The organism is Kitasatospora sp. NPDC059673, assembly GCF_042734215.1.
GTDB lineage: Bacteria > Actinomycetota > Actinomycetes > Streptomycetales > Streptomycetaceae > Kitasatospora.
This window is the reverse complement of the sequence record NZ_JBHWEN010000026.1, coordinates 14,869-32,615: the sequence shown is the minus strand read 5'-3', so window position 1 is coordinate 32,615 and position 17,747 is coordinate 14,869. Positions and strand designations below refer to the sequence as shown.

Annotated in this window: 16 protein-coding genes; 4 read left to right on the top strand and 12 right to left on the bottom strand. The window is 72.0% G+C overall.

From position 1 onward, the window contains the following. Window positions 1-31: 31 nt before the first annotated feature. A complete protein-coding gene (locus ACFV18_RS26255) occupies window positions 32-850 on the bottom strand; it encodes an SDR family NAD(P)-dependent oxidoreductase (protein WP_380487187.1) in 819 nt (272 codons plus the stop codon). Between the two features lie 239 nt (window positions 851-1,089). On the opposite strand from ACFV18_RS26255, the gene ACFV18_RS26250 reads away from it, so the two are divergent. Next, window positions 1,090-1,953, top strand: coding sequence for a 3-hydroxybutyryl-CoA dehydrogenase (locus ACFV18_RS26250; RefSeq protein WP_380487186.1), 864 nt, complete (start codon window positions 1,090-1,092; stop codon window positions 1,951-1,953). Window positions 1,954-2,012: 59 nt separating this feature from the next. On the opposite strand, the gene ACFV18_RS26245 is transcribed toward ACFV18_RS26250, so the two are convergent. Then, window positions 2,013-2,399 (bottom strand): hypothetical protein, encoded by a 387-nt coding sequence (locus ACFV18_RS26245; protein WP_380487184.1) that lies wholly within the window; start codon window positions 2,397-2,399, stop codon window positions 2,013-2,015. Between the two features lie 232 nt (window positions 2,400-2,631). After that, window positions 2,632-3,456: a chitosanase gene (locus tag ACFV18_RS26240; protein WP_380487183.1), complete on the bottom strand. Its 825-nt coding sequence runs from the start codon at window positions 3,454-3,456 to the stop codon at window positions 2,632-2,634. 199 nt (window positions 3,457-3,655) lie between these two features. Between ACFV18_RS26240 and ACFV18_RS26235 the strand changes: the two genes are divergently transcribed. Continuing rightward, window positions 3,656-4,144: a GNAT family N-acetyltransferase gene (locus tag ACFV18_RS26235; RefSeq protein WP_380487181.1), complete on the top strand. Its 489-nt coding sequence runs from the start codon at window positions 3,656-3,658 to the stop codon at window positions 4,142-4,144. Here ACFV18_RS26235 and ACFV18_RS26230 read toward each other — a convergent pair. After that, the gene (locus ACFV18_RS26230; RefSeq protein ID WP_380487179.1) at window positions 4,125-5,366 is read right to left on the bottom strand and encodes an MFS transporter; all 1,242 of its coding nucleotides are present in this window, start codon (window positions 5,364-5,366) and stop codon (window positions 4,125-4,127) included. The genes ACFV18_RS26235 and ACFV18_RS26230 overlap by 20 nt on opposite strands. 151 nt (window positions 5,367-5,517) lie before the next feature. On the opposite strand from ACFV18_RS26230, the gene ACFV18_RS26225 reads away from it, so the two are divergent. Then, window positions 5,518-5,907 (top strand): hypothetical protein, encoded by a 390-nt coding sequence (locus ACFV18_RS26225; protein WP_380487177.1) that lies wholly within the window; start codon window positions 5,518-5,520, stop codon window positions 5,905-5,907. 80 nt (window positions 5,908-5,987) lie between these two features. On the opposite strand, the gene pheT is transcribed toward ACFV18_RS26225, so the two are convergent. The 7 genes from pheT to infC all read right to left on the bottom strand — a co-directional run bounded on the left by pheT (window position 5,988) and on the right by infC (window position 13,381). Further along, window positions 5,988-8,498, bottom strand: coding sequence for a phenylalanine--tRNA ligase subunit beta (pheT, locus tag ACFV18_RS26220; RefSeq protein WP_380487175.1), 2,511 nt, complete (start codon window positions 8,496-8,498; stop codon window positions 5,988-5,990). Continuing rightward, entirely contained in the window at window positions 8,498-9,619 is a 1,122-nt protein-coding gene (pheS, locus tag ACFV18_RS26215) for a phenylalanine--tRNA ligase subunit alpha (protein WP_100589939.1), read from the bottom strand. The genes pheT and pheS overlap by 1 nt, the downstream gene beginning before the upstream one ends. Before the next feature lie 129 nt (window positions 9,620-9,748). Further along, the gene (locus ACFV18_RS26210) at window positions 9,749-10,843 is read right to left on the bottom strand and encodes an ATP-binding protein (protein ID WP_380487173.1); all 1,095 of its coding nucleotides are present in this window, start codon (window positions 10,841-10,843) and stop codon (window positions 9,749-9,751) included. Between the two features lie 50 nt (window positions 10,844-10,893). After that, window positions 10,894-11,754: a TrmH family RNA methyltransferase gene (locus ACFV18_RS26205; RefSeq protein WP_380487171.1), complete on the bottom strand. Its 861-nt coding sequence runs from the start codon at window positions 11,752-11,754 to the stop codon at window positions 10,894-10,896. Window positions 11,755-11,872: 118 nt separating this feature from the next. Then, window positions 11,873-12,259, bottom strand: coding sequence for a 50S ribosomal protein L20 (gene rplT, locus ACFV18_RS26200; RefSeq protein WP_035860415.1), 387 nt, complete (start codon window positions 12,257-12,259; stop codon window positions 11,873-11,875). A 104-nt stretch (window positions 12,260-12,363) separates the two neighbouring features. Continuing rightward, window positions 12,364-12,558, bottom strand: a complete 195-nt coding sequence (gene rpmI / locus ACFV18_RS26195; protein ID WP_030268653.1) for a 50S ribosomal protein L35 — start codon at window positions 12,556-12,558, stop codon at window positions 12,364-12,366. A 133-nt stretch (window positions 12,559-12,691) separates the two neighbouring features. Further along, window positions 12,692-13,381, bottom strand: coding sequence for a translation initiation factor IF-3 (gene infC / locus ACFV18_RS26190; protein ID WP_380487301.1), 690 nt, complete (start codon window positions 13,379-13,381; stop codon window positions 12,692-12,694). A gap of 462 nt (window positions 13,382-13,843) precedes the next feature. Here infC and ACFV18_RS26185 point away from each other — a divergent pair, with 462 nt between their 5' ends. Further along, window positions 13,844-14,218, top strand: a complete 375-nt coding sequence (locus ACFV18_RS26185) for a DUF1844 domain-containing protein (RefSeq protein ID WP_380487169.1) — start codon at window positions 13,844-13,846, stop codon at window positions 14,216-14,218. A 450-nt stretch (window positions 14,219-14,668) separates the two neighbouring features. Here the strand turns inward: ACFV18_RS26185 and gcvP are convergent, their stop codons facing one another. After that, window positions 14,669-17,539, bottom strand: coding sequence for an aminomethyl-transferring glycine dehydrogenase (gcvP, locus tag ACFV18_RS26180; RefSeq protein WP_380487167.1), 2,871 nt, complete (start codon window positions 17,537-17,539; stop codon window positions 14,669-14,671). Window positions 17,540-17,747: the final 208 nt, after the last annotated feature.

Genomic DNA, 17,747 nt, shown 5'->3' with positions numbered 1-17,747 from the left:
CCACCCCTAAAACCCCCAACAGCGAAGAAAGTCACGCCATCGGATCACCGGGCCCGTACGGCCGCAGTCGAAGCGTCCGCGCATCGGCGTCACGGATCGCGGCGGCCGACGAGACCAGCGTCTCCAGGTCGTCCCGCCCGGCGTGCAGGAAGCGGCCGTGCAGCGCGTCGAAGCGCCCGCGCGCGGCGTCCACGGTGACGGCGACCATGTAGGGAATGGAGTCCCACTTCTCGCGGTCGCGGAACATCGGCATGCCGGCGGTCATGTCGGTCCGGACGGCGCCGGGGCTGATGTCGAGCACCACGATGCCGTGCTGTCCGACCGAGTCGGCGATGTTGTCGCTCAGTTGCAGCAGCGCGCCCTTGGAGGTGGCGTACGCGGTGTAGTTGCCGTCGGGGCGCAGCGCGAATCCGCTGTTGAGGTTGACGACGCGGCCGCGGCCCCGTTCCACCATGCCGGGCAGGACGTGGCGCAGCAGGTTGTAGGGGCCGCGCAGGTTGGTTTCGACGACCTGCCACCACTGGGCGGGGTCGGTCTCCCAGATCGGGACTTCGTCGCGGTCGACCTGCCCGGCGTTGTTGACCAGCAGGTCGAGGGGGCCGAGGTCGCGTTCGACGGCGCGGACGGCTTCGCGGACGGCGCCGGGGTGGCTGACATCGGCGGTGACGGAGACGCCGCGCGATCCGTGCCGGACGCACTCCTTCAGCGTGTCGATCAGCGTCTCCTGGGTGCGGCCGATCAAGCCGACGGCCATTCCTTCGGCGGCGAGGCCGATGGCGATCTCCCGCCCGATGCCGCGCCCGGCGCCGGTGACCAGTCCGACCTGCCCGGCGAGTGATCCGGTTCCCATCCGCCTGCTCCTTCCTCCGGCTGAACGCTCGCATTCTGGTCCCCGGCCGTGAAACGGGAACGGGCGCACCGCCGATGTTCACCCGTTCGGAAGAGCGAAGCCGGGGACCGGTCCGGGGTGAACGAGCGTTAAGGCAGGTAGTACCGTCGTCCGGGCGGACTTGCCGGGCCCCGACCGGGGCGCGGTGGCCGTGACACCACCGGCTGGGTGACCCCCAGCTCCACGTGAAGGGCATCTGAGTGAGTGACATCGCGCGTGTCGGAGTAGTCGGCTGCGGCCTCATGGGGTCGGGCATCGCCGAGGTCTTCGCCCGTTCGGGCCTGGACGTGCTGGTCTCGGAGGCCAGTGGCGAGGCGCTGGAGCTGGGCCGGACCCGGCTGACCAACTCCCTGGAGACCGCGGTTCGGCGCGGCAAGCTGACCGAGGAGCAGCGCGACGAGGCGCTGGCGCGGCTGGCGTTCACCACCGAGCTGGCGGACTTCCACGACCGGGACCTGGTGGTCGAGGCGGTCGCGGAGCGCGAGGACATCAAGGTCAAGATCTTCCAGACGCTGGACCAGGTGGTGACCCGCCGGGACGCGATCCTGGCGTCGAACACCTCCTCCATCCCGATCGTGAAGCTGGCGGCGGCGACCAGCCGCGCCGAGCAGGTGATCGGTCTGCACTTCTTCAACCCGGCGCCGGTGCAGAAGCTGGTCGAGGTCATCCCGACGCTGACCACCTCGGCGGAGACCACCACCCGGGCCGAGCAGTTCGCCGTCGAGGTGCTCGGCAAGGAGCCGATCCGCGCCCGCGACCGGGCCGGTTTCGTGGTCAACGCGCTGCTGGTGCCGTACCTGCTGTCGGCGGTGCGGATGTTCGAGTCCGGCGTGGCGACGGCCGCGGACATCGACAAGGGCATGGAGGCCGGCTGCGCCCACCCGATGGGCCCGCTGCGGCTGTGCGACCTGATCGGCCTGGACACCATCGTCTCGATCGCCGAGTCGATGTACGAGGAGTACAAGGAACCGCTGTACGCGGCCCCGCCGCTGCTGTCGCGGATGGTGGACGCGGGACTGCTGGGCCGCAAGTCCGGCCGCGGCTTCTACGACTACACCGCGTAGGTCCGACCACTCCCTTCGGCCGCCCCTCCCTGCAGAACGAGTGGGCGGCCGAAGGCTTTTCAGGGCGTGGCGTAGCGGGCGATGTCCACGACCCGGCAGCTGACCGGGCCTTTCGGGTCGGCGGTGCCCTGGGCCTGTTCGAGGGCGTCCTGCGCGGGGGCGACGGAGCTGGCGGCGGCCACGCCCTCGGTGACCTGGCGGCCGGCGCCGTCGAGGAAGGCGATCTGCACCACGTAATTGCTGGTGGTGGCAGTGTGGTTGGTGATCCGGACGGTGGCGGCGGGCCAGTGCAGTTCCTCGTCCACGGCGCAGGCGGTCAGTTCGACGTCGCCGCTTCCCCGGTCGATCTCGTACGCCAGTGCCGGTCCACCGCCGGCCGGTGCGCAGCCGCTCGCCGTGAGAACGACGGCCAGGCAGGCGGCGGTGACGGTCGCTCGGATGCGCATGGCTCCCCCTCGGAAACGGGCGCGGGTCGAGGCCGACGCTACCGACCGGCCGGGGCACGGCGTCCCGAATGTGTCCGAGTTGTAATAACGGTGCGCACCAAGTGTGTTGACGAACCATCGACAATGCCAGCACCCGACCCCGCACAGCTCCGGCCCGGCCCGCGCACAGCGCGCCGACCCGACCCCCGCGCAGCACGGAGGCCGGGCCACACACAGCCGCGCTACGACCCGGTCAGCTGTTGATCTGGTACGGGTCGCCGTACACCTTCCACTTCAGCGGCGGGTTGAGGTCGAAGTTCTTGGCGTTCAGGAACACCCGCTGCTCGGTGTCCACCCGGCTGGTGTCGGCGTGCGCCTCCTCCTGCTTCATGATCACCTTGCGGGCGTCCAGGAAGGCGTTCAGGTAGGTCGCCTCGTCGCCGCCCTGGGCGGGCGTCTTGGCCTTCTTCATGGCGGCGGCGCGGATGCCGCCGAAGGAGTCGGAGCTGTTGCCGGGGCCGTGCATGACGATCGCGTCGTAGTAGATGAACTGGCCGAGCGCCCGCAGCCCGTCGGACTTGGCCTGCTTCACCGAGGGGTTGAAGTACACCCGGTCGCGCTCGTCGTTCTGCGCGGTCTGGAAGACGGTGTCCTTGGCGGCGGTCTTCCAGTCGTTGACGAAGGCGTTGCCGAGGCCGGAGTGCGAGTCGCTGCCGTTGACCTTCTTCAGCGCGGGCAGGTACTTCGCCAGCACGTTGCCGGCCTTCAGGTCGGTGTAGTGCTGCACCAGTTCCAGCATGTCGCCGGTGCCGGAGCAGAAGCCGATGATCCCGGCGGTGTAGCCGCGGCCGTCGCCGATGTCCTCGATGTACTTGTACTGGGCCTTCCAGTCGAGCGAGGAGTTCTCCGCCGAGGAGACCAGCTCCATGGCGATCTCCTTCTTGTGCGCGTCGTCCAGCCCCACGGACGCCGCGGCGGCGGTGCCCGCCCCGGCGGTGGCCAGGGTGAGCGGGATGGCGGCGAACAGGACGGCGAGGGCGGCGCGGGTGGTACGGGCGGTGCGGTGCTTGGTCTGCATCTGAGGCTCCGTCGGTCGGCTGCGGGCATGGGAGGACCCGGTGGACCCGCAGGAGAGGGTTAGGAAAGTTTCCTAACAGGGATTGAAGCGTCCGCGGCACGACCCCGCAAGACGTCCGACCACATCTGACGGGTACTCGCCAAAGAACACGGCGGAAAACCGCTGGCCGCCGTCAACGAACACCGTCATGCTGGGCCGGATGATGATCCGCGACGCCAACCCCGGGGACTGGTCGGCCATCTGGCCGTTCTTCCGCCGCATCGTCCGCGCCGGCGAGACGTTCACCTACCCGCCCGACCTCAACTCCGAGACCGCCCGCGACTGGTGGCTGCTGGCCGCGCCGAACCGCACCGTCGTCGCCGTGGACGACGACGGCACGGTCCTCGGCACCGCCAAGATGAACAACAACCAGTGGGGCAACGGCGCCCACATCGCCGGCGCCAGCTTCATGGTCGATCCCGACCACGCGGGCCGCGGCATCGGCCGCGCCCTGTGCGAGCACACCCTCGACTGGGCCCGCCAACAGGGCTACCGCGCCATGCAGTTCAACGCCGTGGTCGCCACCAACGCACCCGCCGTACGCCTGTACGAGTCACTCGGGTTCACCGTCCTCGGCACCGTCCCCGAAGGCTTCCGCCATCCCACCCTCGGCTTCGTCGGGCTGCTCATCATGCACCGCCCGCTGTAACGCCGTGGCAGCCCGCGGCCTCCCGCCGCACCGCCCGGCGGGAGGCCGCCGTCACCACCAGCGAGAGCCCGGCCAGCAGCGCGATCGTCCACCCCGGCTCCAGCACCTGCGCGAGCGCCCCCGCGACGGCCGCGCCGACGCCCTGCCAGGTGATCCGCCCTGCCGACTCCGCGCCCTGCACCTGGCCGCGCTCCGCGTCCGGCGTCAACGCCAACAGCCGCTCCTGCAACGGCAGTGTCGCCGCGAACCCCACCCCGGCCACGCCCACCAGCAACGCCGCCACCGCCACCGGCGGGCGCAGCGCCAGCAGCAGGAACGGCCCCGCCAGCAGCAGCCGCAGCCCGAACGCCCACCGCGCCCGTCCGGCCCCGTCCAGCAGGCGGCCCACCAGCAGGTCGCCCAGCAGCATCCCCGCCGCGACCGCCGCCAGCAACACGCCCGCCGAGCCCGGCGCGTACGGCAGGAACAGCGCCTCGCAGCCCACCACCAGCCCGTTGGGCACCCACAGGTTCAGCAGCAGCGCCCGCCGCCCGGGTCGGCCCAACAACGCCACGTTGCCGCGCCAGGTCTCCCGCAGGCCCGGCCGCCGCACCAGGCGCACCGAGCGCTCCCGCACCGTCGCTGCCACCGTCACCGTCGCCATCGCCGCCAACACCCCGGCCAGGCCGAACACTTGATACGGGCTCAGCACCGAAAGCAGCGCCCCGCCGAGCGCGAACCCGAGCACCGAGGCGCCGCCCGCCGTGATGTTCATCAGCGACCGGGCCGGCGCGTAGCCGGAGGCCGGCACGATTTCCGCGAGCAGGCCCATCCGCGCGCCCGTGCCCAGCGACTGGAAGAACCCCAGCACCAGCAGCAGCCCGAACCGGGCCGGCAGTGGCAGCCCCGGCAGGGCCTGCGCCGCCACCGCCACCAGCGACAGGCCGTGCAGCGCCACCAGCGTCCGCCGCGGCCGGCCGCCGTCCGCGACGGACATCAGCGTCAACGCGCCCGCCACCGCCGCGAACGACGACCCGAACATGCTCAGCGCCGTCAGCAGCGGCGACCCGGTCCGCGTCTGCACCAGCGATCCCAGCGCGAAACCCGACAGCGTCGTCGCCGCCGCCGTCAGTGAGAAACTCGCGTACAGCCCGGCGAACTCGCGCTGCCGCAACAGCGCCAAGTACCCGACCGGACGGGGAGATTCGGTGCTCCCCGCACCCAACACCGTGTCAGAAGCCATGAAAAAAGCCTCCGACGCTGCCGCGGGGCGCGTTCGAAGGCTGACCCGGGGACCATAGCAGCACGGCCCACCGATGCACCAACCGTGTTGTCCCGCACACCTTTTCGGGACCGGCCCCGCCCCGCACCGCCGGTCTGGCACAGTGTCCCCCATGCGATCCGTCATCACCCGAACCGCCCTTGGCTGCCTGGCCCTCGGCGTCGCCCTCACCCTCACCTCGTGCGACTTCCCGGGCACCGGCTCCAAGAGCAAGGCCAAGACGCCCGCCGCCGCAGAGCCCTCGGACGACAACTGGGACCAGGCCATCGACGCCGAACTCAACATGCTCAACGGCCTGAAGGGCATCAACGCGGACCTGATCGACGACCAGCAGAAGGCGATCGACGCCGCCGCCGACCTCTGCAAGGAGATCAAGAAGCCCTCCGCCGACAGCGCGAGCCTCGGACAGCTCGCCGTGAGCAAGTTCCCCGACGCCAAGGGCCTCACCCCCGCCGACGGCGACAAGATCGTCGCCGTCCTGAAGGACACCACCTGCAAGTAGCGCACCCGCACGCGGACACGACGGAGCCCCGCCGCGCCAGGACCCGAAGATCCCGGCCCGGCGGGGCTCCCGTCCCGCCGTCAGGCCCCGCGCAGCACCGCGCCGGTGCGCTCCGCGGCCACCGCGACCGCCGACTCGCGGGCCGCCGACGCCTCGTCAGCGGTCAGCGTCCGGTCAGCGGCACGGAAGCGCAGCGTGTACGCCAGCGACTTCTTGCCCACCCCGGCCTGCTCGCCCGTGAACACGTCGAACAGCCGCAGCGACTCCAGCAGTTCACCCGCGCCCTCGCGCAGCGCCGCCTCCACGTCCGCCGCGTGCACGCCCGCGTCCACGATCAGCGCCACGTCCTGGGTCGCCACCGGGTACGCCGAGACCGGCGGGCCGGACACCCGGCGGCCGTCCTCGAACACCAGGTCCAGGTCGAGCTCCATCGCGCTGGTGCGCTCCGGCAGGTGCAGCGCCTTGATGACCCGCGGGTGCAGCTCACCGGCGTGACCGACGACCTCCTCGCCGACCAGCAGCTCGGCGCAGCGGCCCGGGTGCCACGGCGCGTACTGCGCCTGGCGGACCGTCAGCTCCACACCGGCCGCCGCGGCGACCGTGCGGGCCGCCTCGATCGCGTCCGCCCAGCCGGACGGCGCGCCCTTGCCCCACCAGCCCGAAGGCAGCCGCTCACCGGCCAGCGCGACGGCGACCCGGCGCGGCTGGTCCGGCAGCGCCGCGTTCAGCTCGGCGAGCTGCTCGTCGGTCGGGCGGCGGTCCACCGGCAGCCGCGGCGCGACCTTCGGCTCGGCCTTCGGCAGGAACACCGTGCCCGTCTCGAACAGCGCCAGGTCGGTGTTGCCGCGGCCCACATTGCGGCGCAGCGCGCCCAGCAGGCCCGGCAGCAGCGTGGTGCGCAGCGCCGGCTCGGCGTCGTTCAGCGGGTTGACCAGCTTCACGGTGCGCCGCCGCGCGTCGTCCGCGTCCAGGCCGAGGCCCTCGAACGCGGCCTCGCCGAGGAACGGGTACGCGTTGATCTCCACGTAGCCGGCGCCGGCCAGCGCCACGCCGACCCGGCGGTGGAAGCGCTGCGCCTCGCTCAGGCCGCGGCCCGGCGGCACGACCGGCATCCGGGCGGGGACGTTGTCGTAGCCCTCCAGCCGGACGACCTCCTCGACCAGGTCGTACGGGTCGGTCAGGTCGGGCCGCCAGGACGGCGGGGTGACCTCCAGGACGTCCGCGCCGGACACCGCGCAGCCGACCTCCTGCAGGCGGCGGGTGACGCTCTCGCGGCCGTACTCGGCACCGGCCACCCGGTCGGGCAGGTCGGCGTCGATGGTGATGGTGCGCACCGGGCGCGGGGCGGCGATGTCGGTGACCCCGGCCTCGGCGGTGCCGCCGGCGATCAGCACCAGCAGGTCCACGGCGCGCTGCGCGGCGGCCCGGGCGGCCTCCGGGTCCACGCCGCGCTCGAAGCGCTTGGACGCCTCGGAGGGCAGCTTGTGGCGCTTGGCGGCGCGGGCGATCGCGACCGGCTCGAAGTGCGCGGCCTCGATGATGATCTCGGTGCTGCCGGTGACGGCGCCGGTCTCCGGGTCGCAGACCGGCTCCAGGATCTCGGTGGTCGCCCCGCCCATCACACCGGCCAGGCCGATCGGACCGGAGTTGTCGCAGATCAGCAGGTCCTCGGCGGACAGCTTGCGCTTGACGCCGTCCAGCGTGGTCAGCGTCTCGCCCTCGGTGGCGCGGCGGACCTGGATCGGCCCGTCCACCCGCTCGCGGTCGTACGCGTGCAGCGGCTGGCCGACCTCCAGCATCACGTAGTTGGTGATGTCCACGGCCAGCGAGATCGGCCGGATCCCGGACTTCTGCAGGCGGCGCTGCAGCCAGATCGGCGACTGCGCGGCCGGGTTCACGCCGGTGACGGTGCGCGCCACGAAGCGGTCGCAGCCGACCGGGTCGGCGACCTTCACCAGGTAGCCGTAGGAGTTCGCCGGCGGCACGTCCAGCAGCGCCGGGTCGGCCAGCGGCAGGCCGTACGCGGCGGCGGCCTCACGGGCCACGCCGCGCATCGACAGGCAGTAGCCGCGGTCCGGGGTGACGGCGATGTCGAGCACCTCGTCGGCCAGCTGCAGCAGCTCGATGGCGTCGGTGCCGGCCTCGTACTCCGGCGGCAGCACGATGATGCCGTTGTGGTCGTCGCCCATGCCCAGCTCGCGGGCGGAGCAGATCATGCCGGCCGAGGTGTGGCCGTAGGTCTGCCGGGCGGAGATCGGGAACGGCCCGGGCAGCACGCCGCCGGGCAGGATCACCACGACCTTGTCGCCGACCTGGAAGTTGGTCGCGCCGCAGACGATCTCCTGCGGTTCGCCGGTGCCGTTGGCGCTGCCGACGTTGACGAAGCAGTGCCGGATCGGCTTCTTGAAGCCCGACAGCTCCTCGATCGACAGCACCTCGCCGACCACCAGCGGGCCCTTGATGTCGGTGCCGAGCTGCTCGACCGTCTCGACCTCGAGACCCGCGCGGACCAGCCGGGCCGCGACGTCGCGTCCGGTCTCGCCCGCCGGCAGGTCGACGTACTCGCGCAGCCAGGAAAGCGGGACGCGCATCAGATCTCCATCCCGAACGGGAGGGTGAAGCGGACGTCACCCTCGACCATGTCGCGCATGTCGGCGACGTTGTGACGGTTCATCAGGATCCGCTCCAGGCCCAGACCGAACGCGAATCCGCTGTAGCGGTTCGGGTCGATGCCCGCGGCGACCAGCACGCGGGGGTTGACCACGCCGCAGCCGCCCAGCTCGATCCAGCCCTCCGAGGAGCAGGTCCGGCACGGACGGTCGGGGTTGCCCACCGAGGCGCCGCGGCACACGAAGCACTGCAGGTCGATCTCGGCGCTGGGCTCGGTGAACGGGAAGTACGAGGGCCGCCAGCGCAGCTCCAGGCCGCCGCCGATCAGCTTCTCCACCAGCACCTCGATGGTGCCCTTCAGGTGGCCGAAGGTCAGGCCCTCGTCCACCGCGATCGCCTCGACCTGGCGGAACACCGGGGTGTGCGTGGCGTCCAGCTCGTCGGTCCGGTACACCCGGCCCGGGCTGACCGCGTACAGCGGCGGCTCGCCGGCCAGCATCGCGCGGATCTGCACCGGCGAGGTCTGGGTGCGCAGCACCATGCCGGAGTCGGCGGTGCCGTCGGGGGCCTCGACGAAGAAGGTGTCCTGCATCGAACGGGCCGGGTGGTCGGCGTGCAGGTTCAGGGCGTCGAAGTTCAGCCACTCCGCCTCGACCTCGGGGCCGGACGCCACCTGGTAGCCCATCGCGACGAAGGTGTCCTCGATGCGCTCGGCGAGCGTGGTCAGCGGGTGCCGGGCACCGCGCGGGACGCGGCCGTAGGGCAGCGTGACGTCCACCGCCTCCTCGACCAGCACCCGGGCGTCGCGCTCCGCCTCCAGCTCGGTCTGCCGCTTGGCGAGGGCCTGGTTCACCGCTCCGCGGGCCTGGCCGATCAGCTTGCCCGCGGCGGCCTTGGCCTGCGGGGGCAGCGCGCCGATCTCACGGTTGGCGAGCGAGAGCGGGGAACGGTCGCCGGTGTGCGCGACCTTCGCCTGCTTGAGCTCGTCGAGGTCGGCGGCGGCGGCGAAGGCGGCGATCGCCTCGTCCCGGGCCTGTTCCACCACCTCGGGCTTGAGGGCCTCGACCTCGACCGGGTCGTACGACTTGTTGGGTGCCGACATCTCTATGCTTCCCGTGCTCCTGCTCGTGATCAGGTCTGCTGCCTCGCCGGGCGTCCGCGAGAACGCCAAGGGTCGAGTGTAGTCGCAGCCTGCGACCGGCCACGTTGGGCGACCACGCAGCGGAAGGGCTCAGAGCATGAAGTCGGGGATGCCCGCGGGCAGCACGAACCGGAAGCGGGCGCCGCCGCCCTCCGCCCGGCTGATCCGGATCACTCCGCCGTGCGCCTCCACGATGCCCTTGACGATGTACAGCCCGAGGCCCGTCCCGCCGCGCTTGGAGCCCCGCCAGAACCGGGTGAACACCCGCGGCATCGCCTCCTCCGCGATGCCCGCGCCCTGGTCGCTGACGGTGACGGCGGTGCCCTCGATCACCCGGGGCGGCGAACCGGCCGCCTCCACCACGTCGTTGGCCGGCCCCAGCTCGATCGTCACGGTGCCCTCGCCGTGCCGCACCGCGTTCTCCAGCAGGTTCGCCAGCACCTGGTCGATCTTGTCGGGGTCGCCCCACTGCTCGCCCAGCGGCCCCGCCACCCGGATGTCGAACCGCTCCTCGGGGATGCCCGCCGCGACCTTCCCCTCCACGTGCCGGCGCACCGCCGCCGCCAGATCCAGCCGCTGACGGCGGATCTCCAGCCGGCCCGCGTCGATCCGCGAGATGTCCAACAGCTCCGCGATCAGCCGGGTCACCCGGTCCGCGTCCGCATCGACGGTCTCCAGCATCACCCGCTTCTGGCCGTCGTTGAAGCGCTCCCACTTCGCCAGCAGCGTCGCCGTGAAACCCTTCACGCTGGTCAGTGGCGAGCGCAGCTCGTGCGCGACGGTCGCGATCAGCTCGGCGTGGCTGCGCTCGGTACGCCGCCGCGCCTCGGTGCCGCGCAGCGTCACCACCACCCGCCGTACCGGCCCGCCCGGCCGCTCCCGCAGGTAGCGGGCGCACACCAGCACCTCACGCCCACCGGGCAGCAGCAGGTTGCGCTCCGGCTGCCCGCTGCGCACCGCCAGGCCCCCGTACGGGTCGGTCAGCTGCCACCAGCGCCGGCCGTCCAGGTCCTCCAGCGGCAGCGCCCGCTCCAGCGCGACACCGATCGCGCAGTGCGCGGAGCGGCCGGTGATCCGTTCGGCGGCCCGGTTGAACACCACCACCCGGCCCTGTGCGTCCGCGACCACCAGCCCGTCCGGCAGGTCGTCCGGTTCCAGGGTCGCCAAGCCGTCGTCGCCGCCCATGGGTGTCCTCCCCCGCCCCGTACCGGCTATGGGGATCGACCCTAGCGCGCTCAGGCCGTGCCGCGACACCCGCCGGGGGAGCGCTGGGCGCGCGCGGAGGCGTACAGGCACACGGCGGCGGCCGTGGCGAGATTCAAGCTCTCCGCGTGCCCGTGGATCGGGACGCGCACCACCTCGTCCGCCAGCGCCCGGGTCTCCTCCGGCAGCCCCCACGCCTCATTGCCGAACACCCACGCGCACGGGCCCTCAAGGGTGCCCTCGTCCAGTTCCTGGTCCAGGTCGCGCTGCCCGGCGCCGTCCGCGGCCAGCACCCGCACCCCGGCCTCCCGCAGCCGCGCCACCGCTTCCTCGACCGGCACCCCGGTCGCGAACGGCAGGTGGAACAGGCTGCCCACCGACGCCCGCACCGCCTTCGGGTTGTACGGGTCCACCGAGGCGTCGGTCAGCACCACCGCGTCCGCGCCCGCCGCGTCCGCGGTGCGCAGCACGGTGCCCGCGTTCCCGGGGTCGCGCACGTGCGCGAGCACCGCGACCAGCTTCGGCCGGGACGCCAGCACCTGCTCGAACGGGGTGTCGATGAACCGGCACAGCGCGACGATGCCCTGCGGGGTGACGGTGTCGCAGATCTCCGCGATCACTTCCTCGGTGGCGGTCAGCACCGGCAGGCCCTCGGCGTGTGCGGTGGCCACGATCTCGGCGTGCCGCTCGGCGGCCTCGCGGGTCAGGTACACCTCCACCACGGTGTGCTCCCCGCCGGGCAGCCGCCCGAACGCCACCGCCTCGCGCACGGCCTGCGGGCCCTCGGCCAGGAAACGCCGCTCCTTGCTCCGCTGGTTGCGCTTGGCCAGCCGGCGGGCGGCGACGACGCGCGGGGAGCGCAGGGAGGTCAGCAGGGGGGTCTCGGTGCTCATGCTCACGTTCTTCGTCACGAAGGGGCGGGCGGACAAGAGGGCAGGGGCGCTGTAACGCACGGACCCGCAGGCCGGGCGGCCTGCGGGTCCGGGAAAAGCAATCAGGGCACGGCCTGGATCAGGCGGCGACCTTGGGGGCGTTGACGTCCTCCGGCAGCGCCTTCTGGGCGACCTCGACCAGCGCGTGGAACGCGACGGTGTCGTTGACCGCGAGCTCGGCGAGCATCTTGCGGTCGATCTCGACGCCGGCGGCCTTCAGGCCCTGCACGAAGCGGTTGTAGGTCATGCCGTTGGCGCGGGCAGCGGCGTTGATGCGCTGGATCCACAGCTGACGGAAGTCGCCCTTGCGCTTCTTGCGGTCGTTGAAGTTGTAGACCAGCGAGTGGGTGACCTGCTCCTTGGCCTTGCGGTACAGGCGCGAGCGCTGGCCGCGGTAGCCGGAGGCGCGCTCCAGGATGACCCGGCGCTTCTTGTGGGCGTTCACTGCCCGCTTGACGCGTGCCACTTCATTACTCCTTGGTTCCGGACCCCGGGTTCGTGCCGCCGGTCCGTTATTCGATTCGGTCGGTAAGGATCAGCTGTGCCCGCGGCGCGGCCGCGGGCGGGCGATCACTTGCCGAGAAGCTTCTTGATCTTCTTGGCGTCGCCGGGGGCCATCTCGGCGTTGCCGGCCAGCTTGCGGGTCAGCGTCGAGGGCTTGTGCTCAAGCAGGTGGCGACGGCCGGCACGCTCGCGCAGCACCTTCCCGGAGCCAGTGATCTTGAAGCGCTTGCTGGCGCCGCTGTGCGTCTTCTGCTTCGGCATGTCGCCGTATCTCCTCGTCGGTCCGTTCGCGGCCCGCACCCGGTGGGTGCGGGCCGGAACTGGATGGATCTCGTCGCCGGGGCGGATGCCCCGGGTCCGGTGCCGATCCCGTCCGGAATCCGAGCCCGAAGGCTCAGGCGTCCTGGGCGGTCTCGGCGGGCTGCTCGACCTCGGCGGCCGGCTCGGCGGTCTCGGTCTCGGTCTCCTCGACCGGCTCCGCCTCGTCCGACTGCTCCGCGGCCGGGCCGCGACCGAGCCGCTCCGCCTTGCGGGCGTCGGCGGCGGCGCGGGCCTCGGCCATCGCCTCGGTCTTCTTCTTGTGCGGGCCGAGAACCATGATCATGTTTCGGCCGTCCTGCTTGGCCGCGGACTCCACGAAGCCGAGCTCCTGGACATCCTCCGCGAGCCGCTGCAGCAGTCGGAAGCCCAGCTCGGGGCGGGACTGCTCACGACCGCGGAACATGATCGTGATCTTGACCTTGTCGCCCTGCTTGAGGAACCGGACGACGTGACCCTTCTTGGTGTCATAGTCGTGCGGGTCGATCTTCGGCCGGAGCTTCATCTCCTTGATGACCGTGTGCGCCTGGTTCTTGCGCGCCTCACGGGCCTTCATGGCCGACTCGTACTTGAACTTGCCGTAGTCCATGAGCTTGCACACCGGCGGGCGCGCCGTGGCGGCGACCTCGACCAGGTCCAGGTCGTACTCCTGGGCAAGCTCCAGCGCCTTCGCGAGCGGGACGATGCCGACCTGCTCGCCGCTGGGACCGACGAGTCGCACCTCGGGGACGCGAATCCGGTCGTTGATGCGGGGCTCGGTGCTGATGGGGCCTCCTCGGTTGCACCTTCTTCGATGCGGCCGTCGGACGGCGGTCGCACGTAGTGGTTTCGACCACTGGGCGGGGCTTCATTCATGCTCCGCTGCCCCTCTGCCGCCTGGCAGAAGCACCGAACGCACGAAAAAAGCCCCGCACGGTACAGGCGGGGCTCCACACGTTCCGGGATGTCCTGACGGACACCACTGGCAGCAAGCAATCCTTGCGGCGCTCGCCACGGACCGGACCCGTCGGCCCTTCGGCCGCTCGGGTGGGAGACTGTCGCGGTTGCCCTCTCGGGCCTCCTGAAGTGGAGCCTCCACTTGCTGGCCTGGCACCCCAATCGGGTTCCTGGCCGGTCAGTCTCGAAGCATACCAGCGTTCCGGGGCCGACCGGTATTCCGGTCCGCCTCCGCCCGCCTTGTACCCTCCCTTTGTACTGCGCTTTCGCACCAGCACCCCGGAGTGACACCGTGACCAGCCAGCCCGACCACTCGCCCGAGTCCGACCAGGCCCTCGGCTTCGACGACCTGACCCGCGACATCGCCGAGGTCCCCGCCGTCGAGGTGATCACCACCGTCGCCGTCCACCTGATGAGCGCCGCCGCCGTCAAGTGCGGCCTGGCCGAGGGCGGCGAGGCCGACAAGGACCTCGACGAGGCCCGCAAGCTGATCACCGCCCTGGCCGGCCTGGTCACCGCCGGAGCCCCCGAAATCTCCAACTTCCACGCCGCCCCCCTCCGCGACGGCCTCCGCTCCCTCCAGCTCGCCTTCCGCGAAGCCTCCCTCATCCCGGACGCCCCCGGCTCCGGCCCCGGCGAAAAGTTCACGGGCCCGGTCTACTCCTGACCCACCCCACCCAAGGCGCCTCCCGCACCCCCCTGCCGGAGGCGCCTTCGCCTTTCCCCGCCCCCGCCCCGCCCCGCACCCCGCCAGGGGCGCGAGGAACTGCGCGCAGCGGAAGACCCCAAAGCCAAAACCGCCCGCCGGGAGCACCCCTCCCACCGGGCGGCTTCCCGCTCAGCTCCGCCGAAGCCCACCGCAGGCGCCCCTCCCCGCACCCCGCCACGGGCGCGAGGAACTGCGCGCAGCGGAAGACCCCAAAGCCAAAACCGCCCGCCGGGAGCACCCCTCCCACCGGGCGGCTTCCCGCTCAGCTCCGCCGAAGCCCACCGCAGGCGCCCCTCCCCGCCCCGCCAGGGGCGCGAGGAACTGCGCGCAGCGGAAGACCCCAAAGCCGAAGCCGCCCGCCGAAGAAAGATCCCTCGGCGGGCGGCTCCAGCTCTACGCGGTCACCGATCAGGCGTCGTACTCATCGAGCGGCGGGCACGAGCAGACCAGGTTCCGGTCCCCGTACGCCCCGTCGATGCGTCGCACCGCCGGCCAGTACTTGTCCGCCGGGTTGACGCCCGCCGGAAAGACCGCCTCTTCGCGGGTGTAGGCGTGCGCCCACTCCCCGGCCAGCATCGCCGCCGTGTGCGGCGCGTTGCGCAGCGGGTTGTCGTCCGCCGCCCATTCGCCCGAGCCGACCTTCTCGATCTCCCGGCGGATAGCGATCATCGCCTCGCAGAAGCGGTCGATCTCGTGCAGGTCCTCGGACTCCGTCGGCTCGATCATCAGCGTGCCGGCGACCGGGAACGACATGGTCGGGGCGTGGAAGCCGTAGTCGATCAGTCGCTTGGCGATGTCGTCTACGCTGACGCCCGTCTCCTTGCTGAGCGGCCGCAGGTCGATGATGCACTCGTGCGCGACCAGCCCGCCGGGCCCGGTGTAGAGCACTGGGAAGTGCGGGGCGAGCCGCTTGGCGATGTAGTTGGCGTTCAGCACGGCCACCTGGGTGGCGCGCTTGAGGCCCTCGCCGCCCATCAGGCGGACGTACGACCAGGAGATCGGCAGGATCGCCGCGGAGCCCCACGGCGCGGCCGAGATCGGTCCGACGCCGGTCGCGGGGCCGGCCTCGGCCTGCAGCGGGTGGTTGGGCAGGTACGGCGCGAGGTGCGCGCGCACCGCGACCGGGCCGACGCCGGGGCCGCCGCCGCCGTGCGGGATGCAGAAGGTCTTGTGCAGGTTCAGGTGCGAGACGTCCGCGCCGAACTTGCCGGGCTTGGCGAGGCCGACCAGCGCGTTCAGGTTGGCGCCGTCCACGTACACCTGGCCGCCGGCCTCGTGGACGAGCGCGCAGATGTCGGTGATCTGGGTCTCGAACACGCCGTGGGTGGACGGGTAGGTGACCATCAGCACGGCCAGCTGCTCGCGGTGCTGCTCGATCTTGGCCTTGAGGTCCTCGACGTCCACGTCACCGTCGGCCAGCGTCTTGACGACCACGACCCGCATCCCGGCCATCGCCGCCGAGGCCGCGTTGGTGCCGTGCGCGGACGACGGGATGAGGCAGACGTCGCGCTGGGTGTCGCCGTTCGCCCGGTGGTACGCCCGGACGGCCAGCAGACCGGACAGCTCGCCCTGCGAGCCCGCGTTCGGCTGGATCGACACGGCGTCGTAGCCGGTGACCTCCACCAGCTGCTGCTCCAGCCCGCGGATCAGCGTCAGGAAGCCCTCGGCCTGGTCGACCGGCGCGAACGGGTGCAGCTGGCCGAACTCGGGCCAGGTGATCGGCTCCATCTCGGTGGTCGCGTTGAGCTTCATGGTGCAGGAGCCCAGCGGGATCATGCCGCGGTCGAGCGCGTAGTCGCGGTCCGAGAGGCGGCGCAGGTAGCGCAGCATCGCCGTCTCGGAGCGGTGGCTGTGGAACACCGGGTGGGTGAGGTAGTCGTCCTCGCGCAGCAGCGCGGCGGGGAGCGCCTCCGCGTCCTCGGCGACCACGTTCTCGACACCGAACGCGGCGAACACGGCCGCCAGGTGCTCACGGGTCGTCGTCTCGTCGCACGAGACCGAGACCCGGTCGCCATCGACCTTGTACACGTTCACGCCACCGGCCAGCGCCGCGGCGACAACCTCGTCGGCCTTGCCCGGCACAACGGCCGTCACGGTGTCGAAGAACGCCTCGTGGGCGAGCTCGACGCCGCCCGCGCGCAGGCCGGCGGCGAGCGCGGCGGCGTAGCGGTGGGTGCGGCGGGCGATGTCGGCGAGGCCGTCGGGGCCGTGGTAGACGGCGTACATGGAGGCCATCACGGCCAGCAGCACCTGCGCGGTGCAGATGTTGGAGGTGGCCTTCTCGCGGCGGATGTGCTGCTCGCGGGTCTGCAGGGCGAGCCGGTAGGCGCGGTTGCCGTCGGCATCGACGGAGACGCCGACCAGGCGGCCGGGCAGGTTGCGGGCGTACTCGGCGCGGACGGCCAGGTAGCCGGCGTGCGGGCCGCCGAAGCCCATCGGGACGCCGAAGCGCTGCGAGGTGCCGCAGGCGATGTCGGCGCCGAGCTCGCCGGGCGAGCGCAGCAGGGTGAGGGCGAGCAGGTCGGCGGCGACGGCGACGATCGCGCCGAGCTGGTGGGCCTGCTCGATGACGGGCTTGATCTCCCGCACCGCGCCGGACGCGCCGGGGTACTGGATCAGCACGCCGAAGACGCCGCGCTCGGCGATCTCCGCGGGGATGCCGTTCGACAGGTCCGCGGTGACGACCTCGACGCCGGTCGGTTCGGCGCGGGTCTGGATCACGGCGAGGGTCTGCGGCAGGGTGTCGGCATCGACCAGGAAGACGCCGCCCTTGACCTTGGTGACGCGCCGGGCCAGGGCCATCGCCTCGGCGGCGGCGGTGCCCTCGTCGAGCAGCGAGGAGCCGGAGGTGGCCAGGCCGGTCAGGTCGGCGACCATGGTCTGGAAGTTGAGCAGGGCCTCCAGGCGGCCCTGGGAGATCTCCGGCTGGTACGGGGTGTACGCGGTGTACCAGGCGGGGTTCTCGAGGACGTTGCGCAGGATGACCGGCGGGGTGAAGGTGCCGTAGTAGCCGAGGCCGATCATCGAGGTGAGGACCTGGTTGCGGCCGGCGAGCTCGCGCAGTTCGGCGAGCACCTGGGCCTCGCTGCGGCCGGCGGGCAGGCCGAGCGCGGTGAGGCTGCGGATGGCGTCGGGCACAGCCGCGTCGGACAGTTCGTCCAGCGAGGTGTAGCCGACCTGGGCCAGCATCTTCTGCTGGGCTTCGCTGTCGGGGCCGATGTGGCGGTGCTCGAAGGGGCTGGCCTGCTCAAGGTCGCTGAGCGTCGGCTGGGCGTTCATGGGGGTCGGGCCTCCTGGTCGCGGACCGGCGGTGGTACGCACGCCGGCCGGCCGCTGTGGGAGCGTCCGGGCGTACGAACCCGTCAGCCTCCCCCTCTGTCATCGGTACCTGAGAGCTTCGCGCGCCCGGGGTGGTGCCCCGGTCGGCTTGCACCGTCGGCGAGTGCAGCGGCCGGCGGCTTCGGTGCCGACGGTCCTGCCCTGCTTT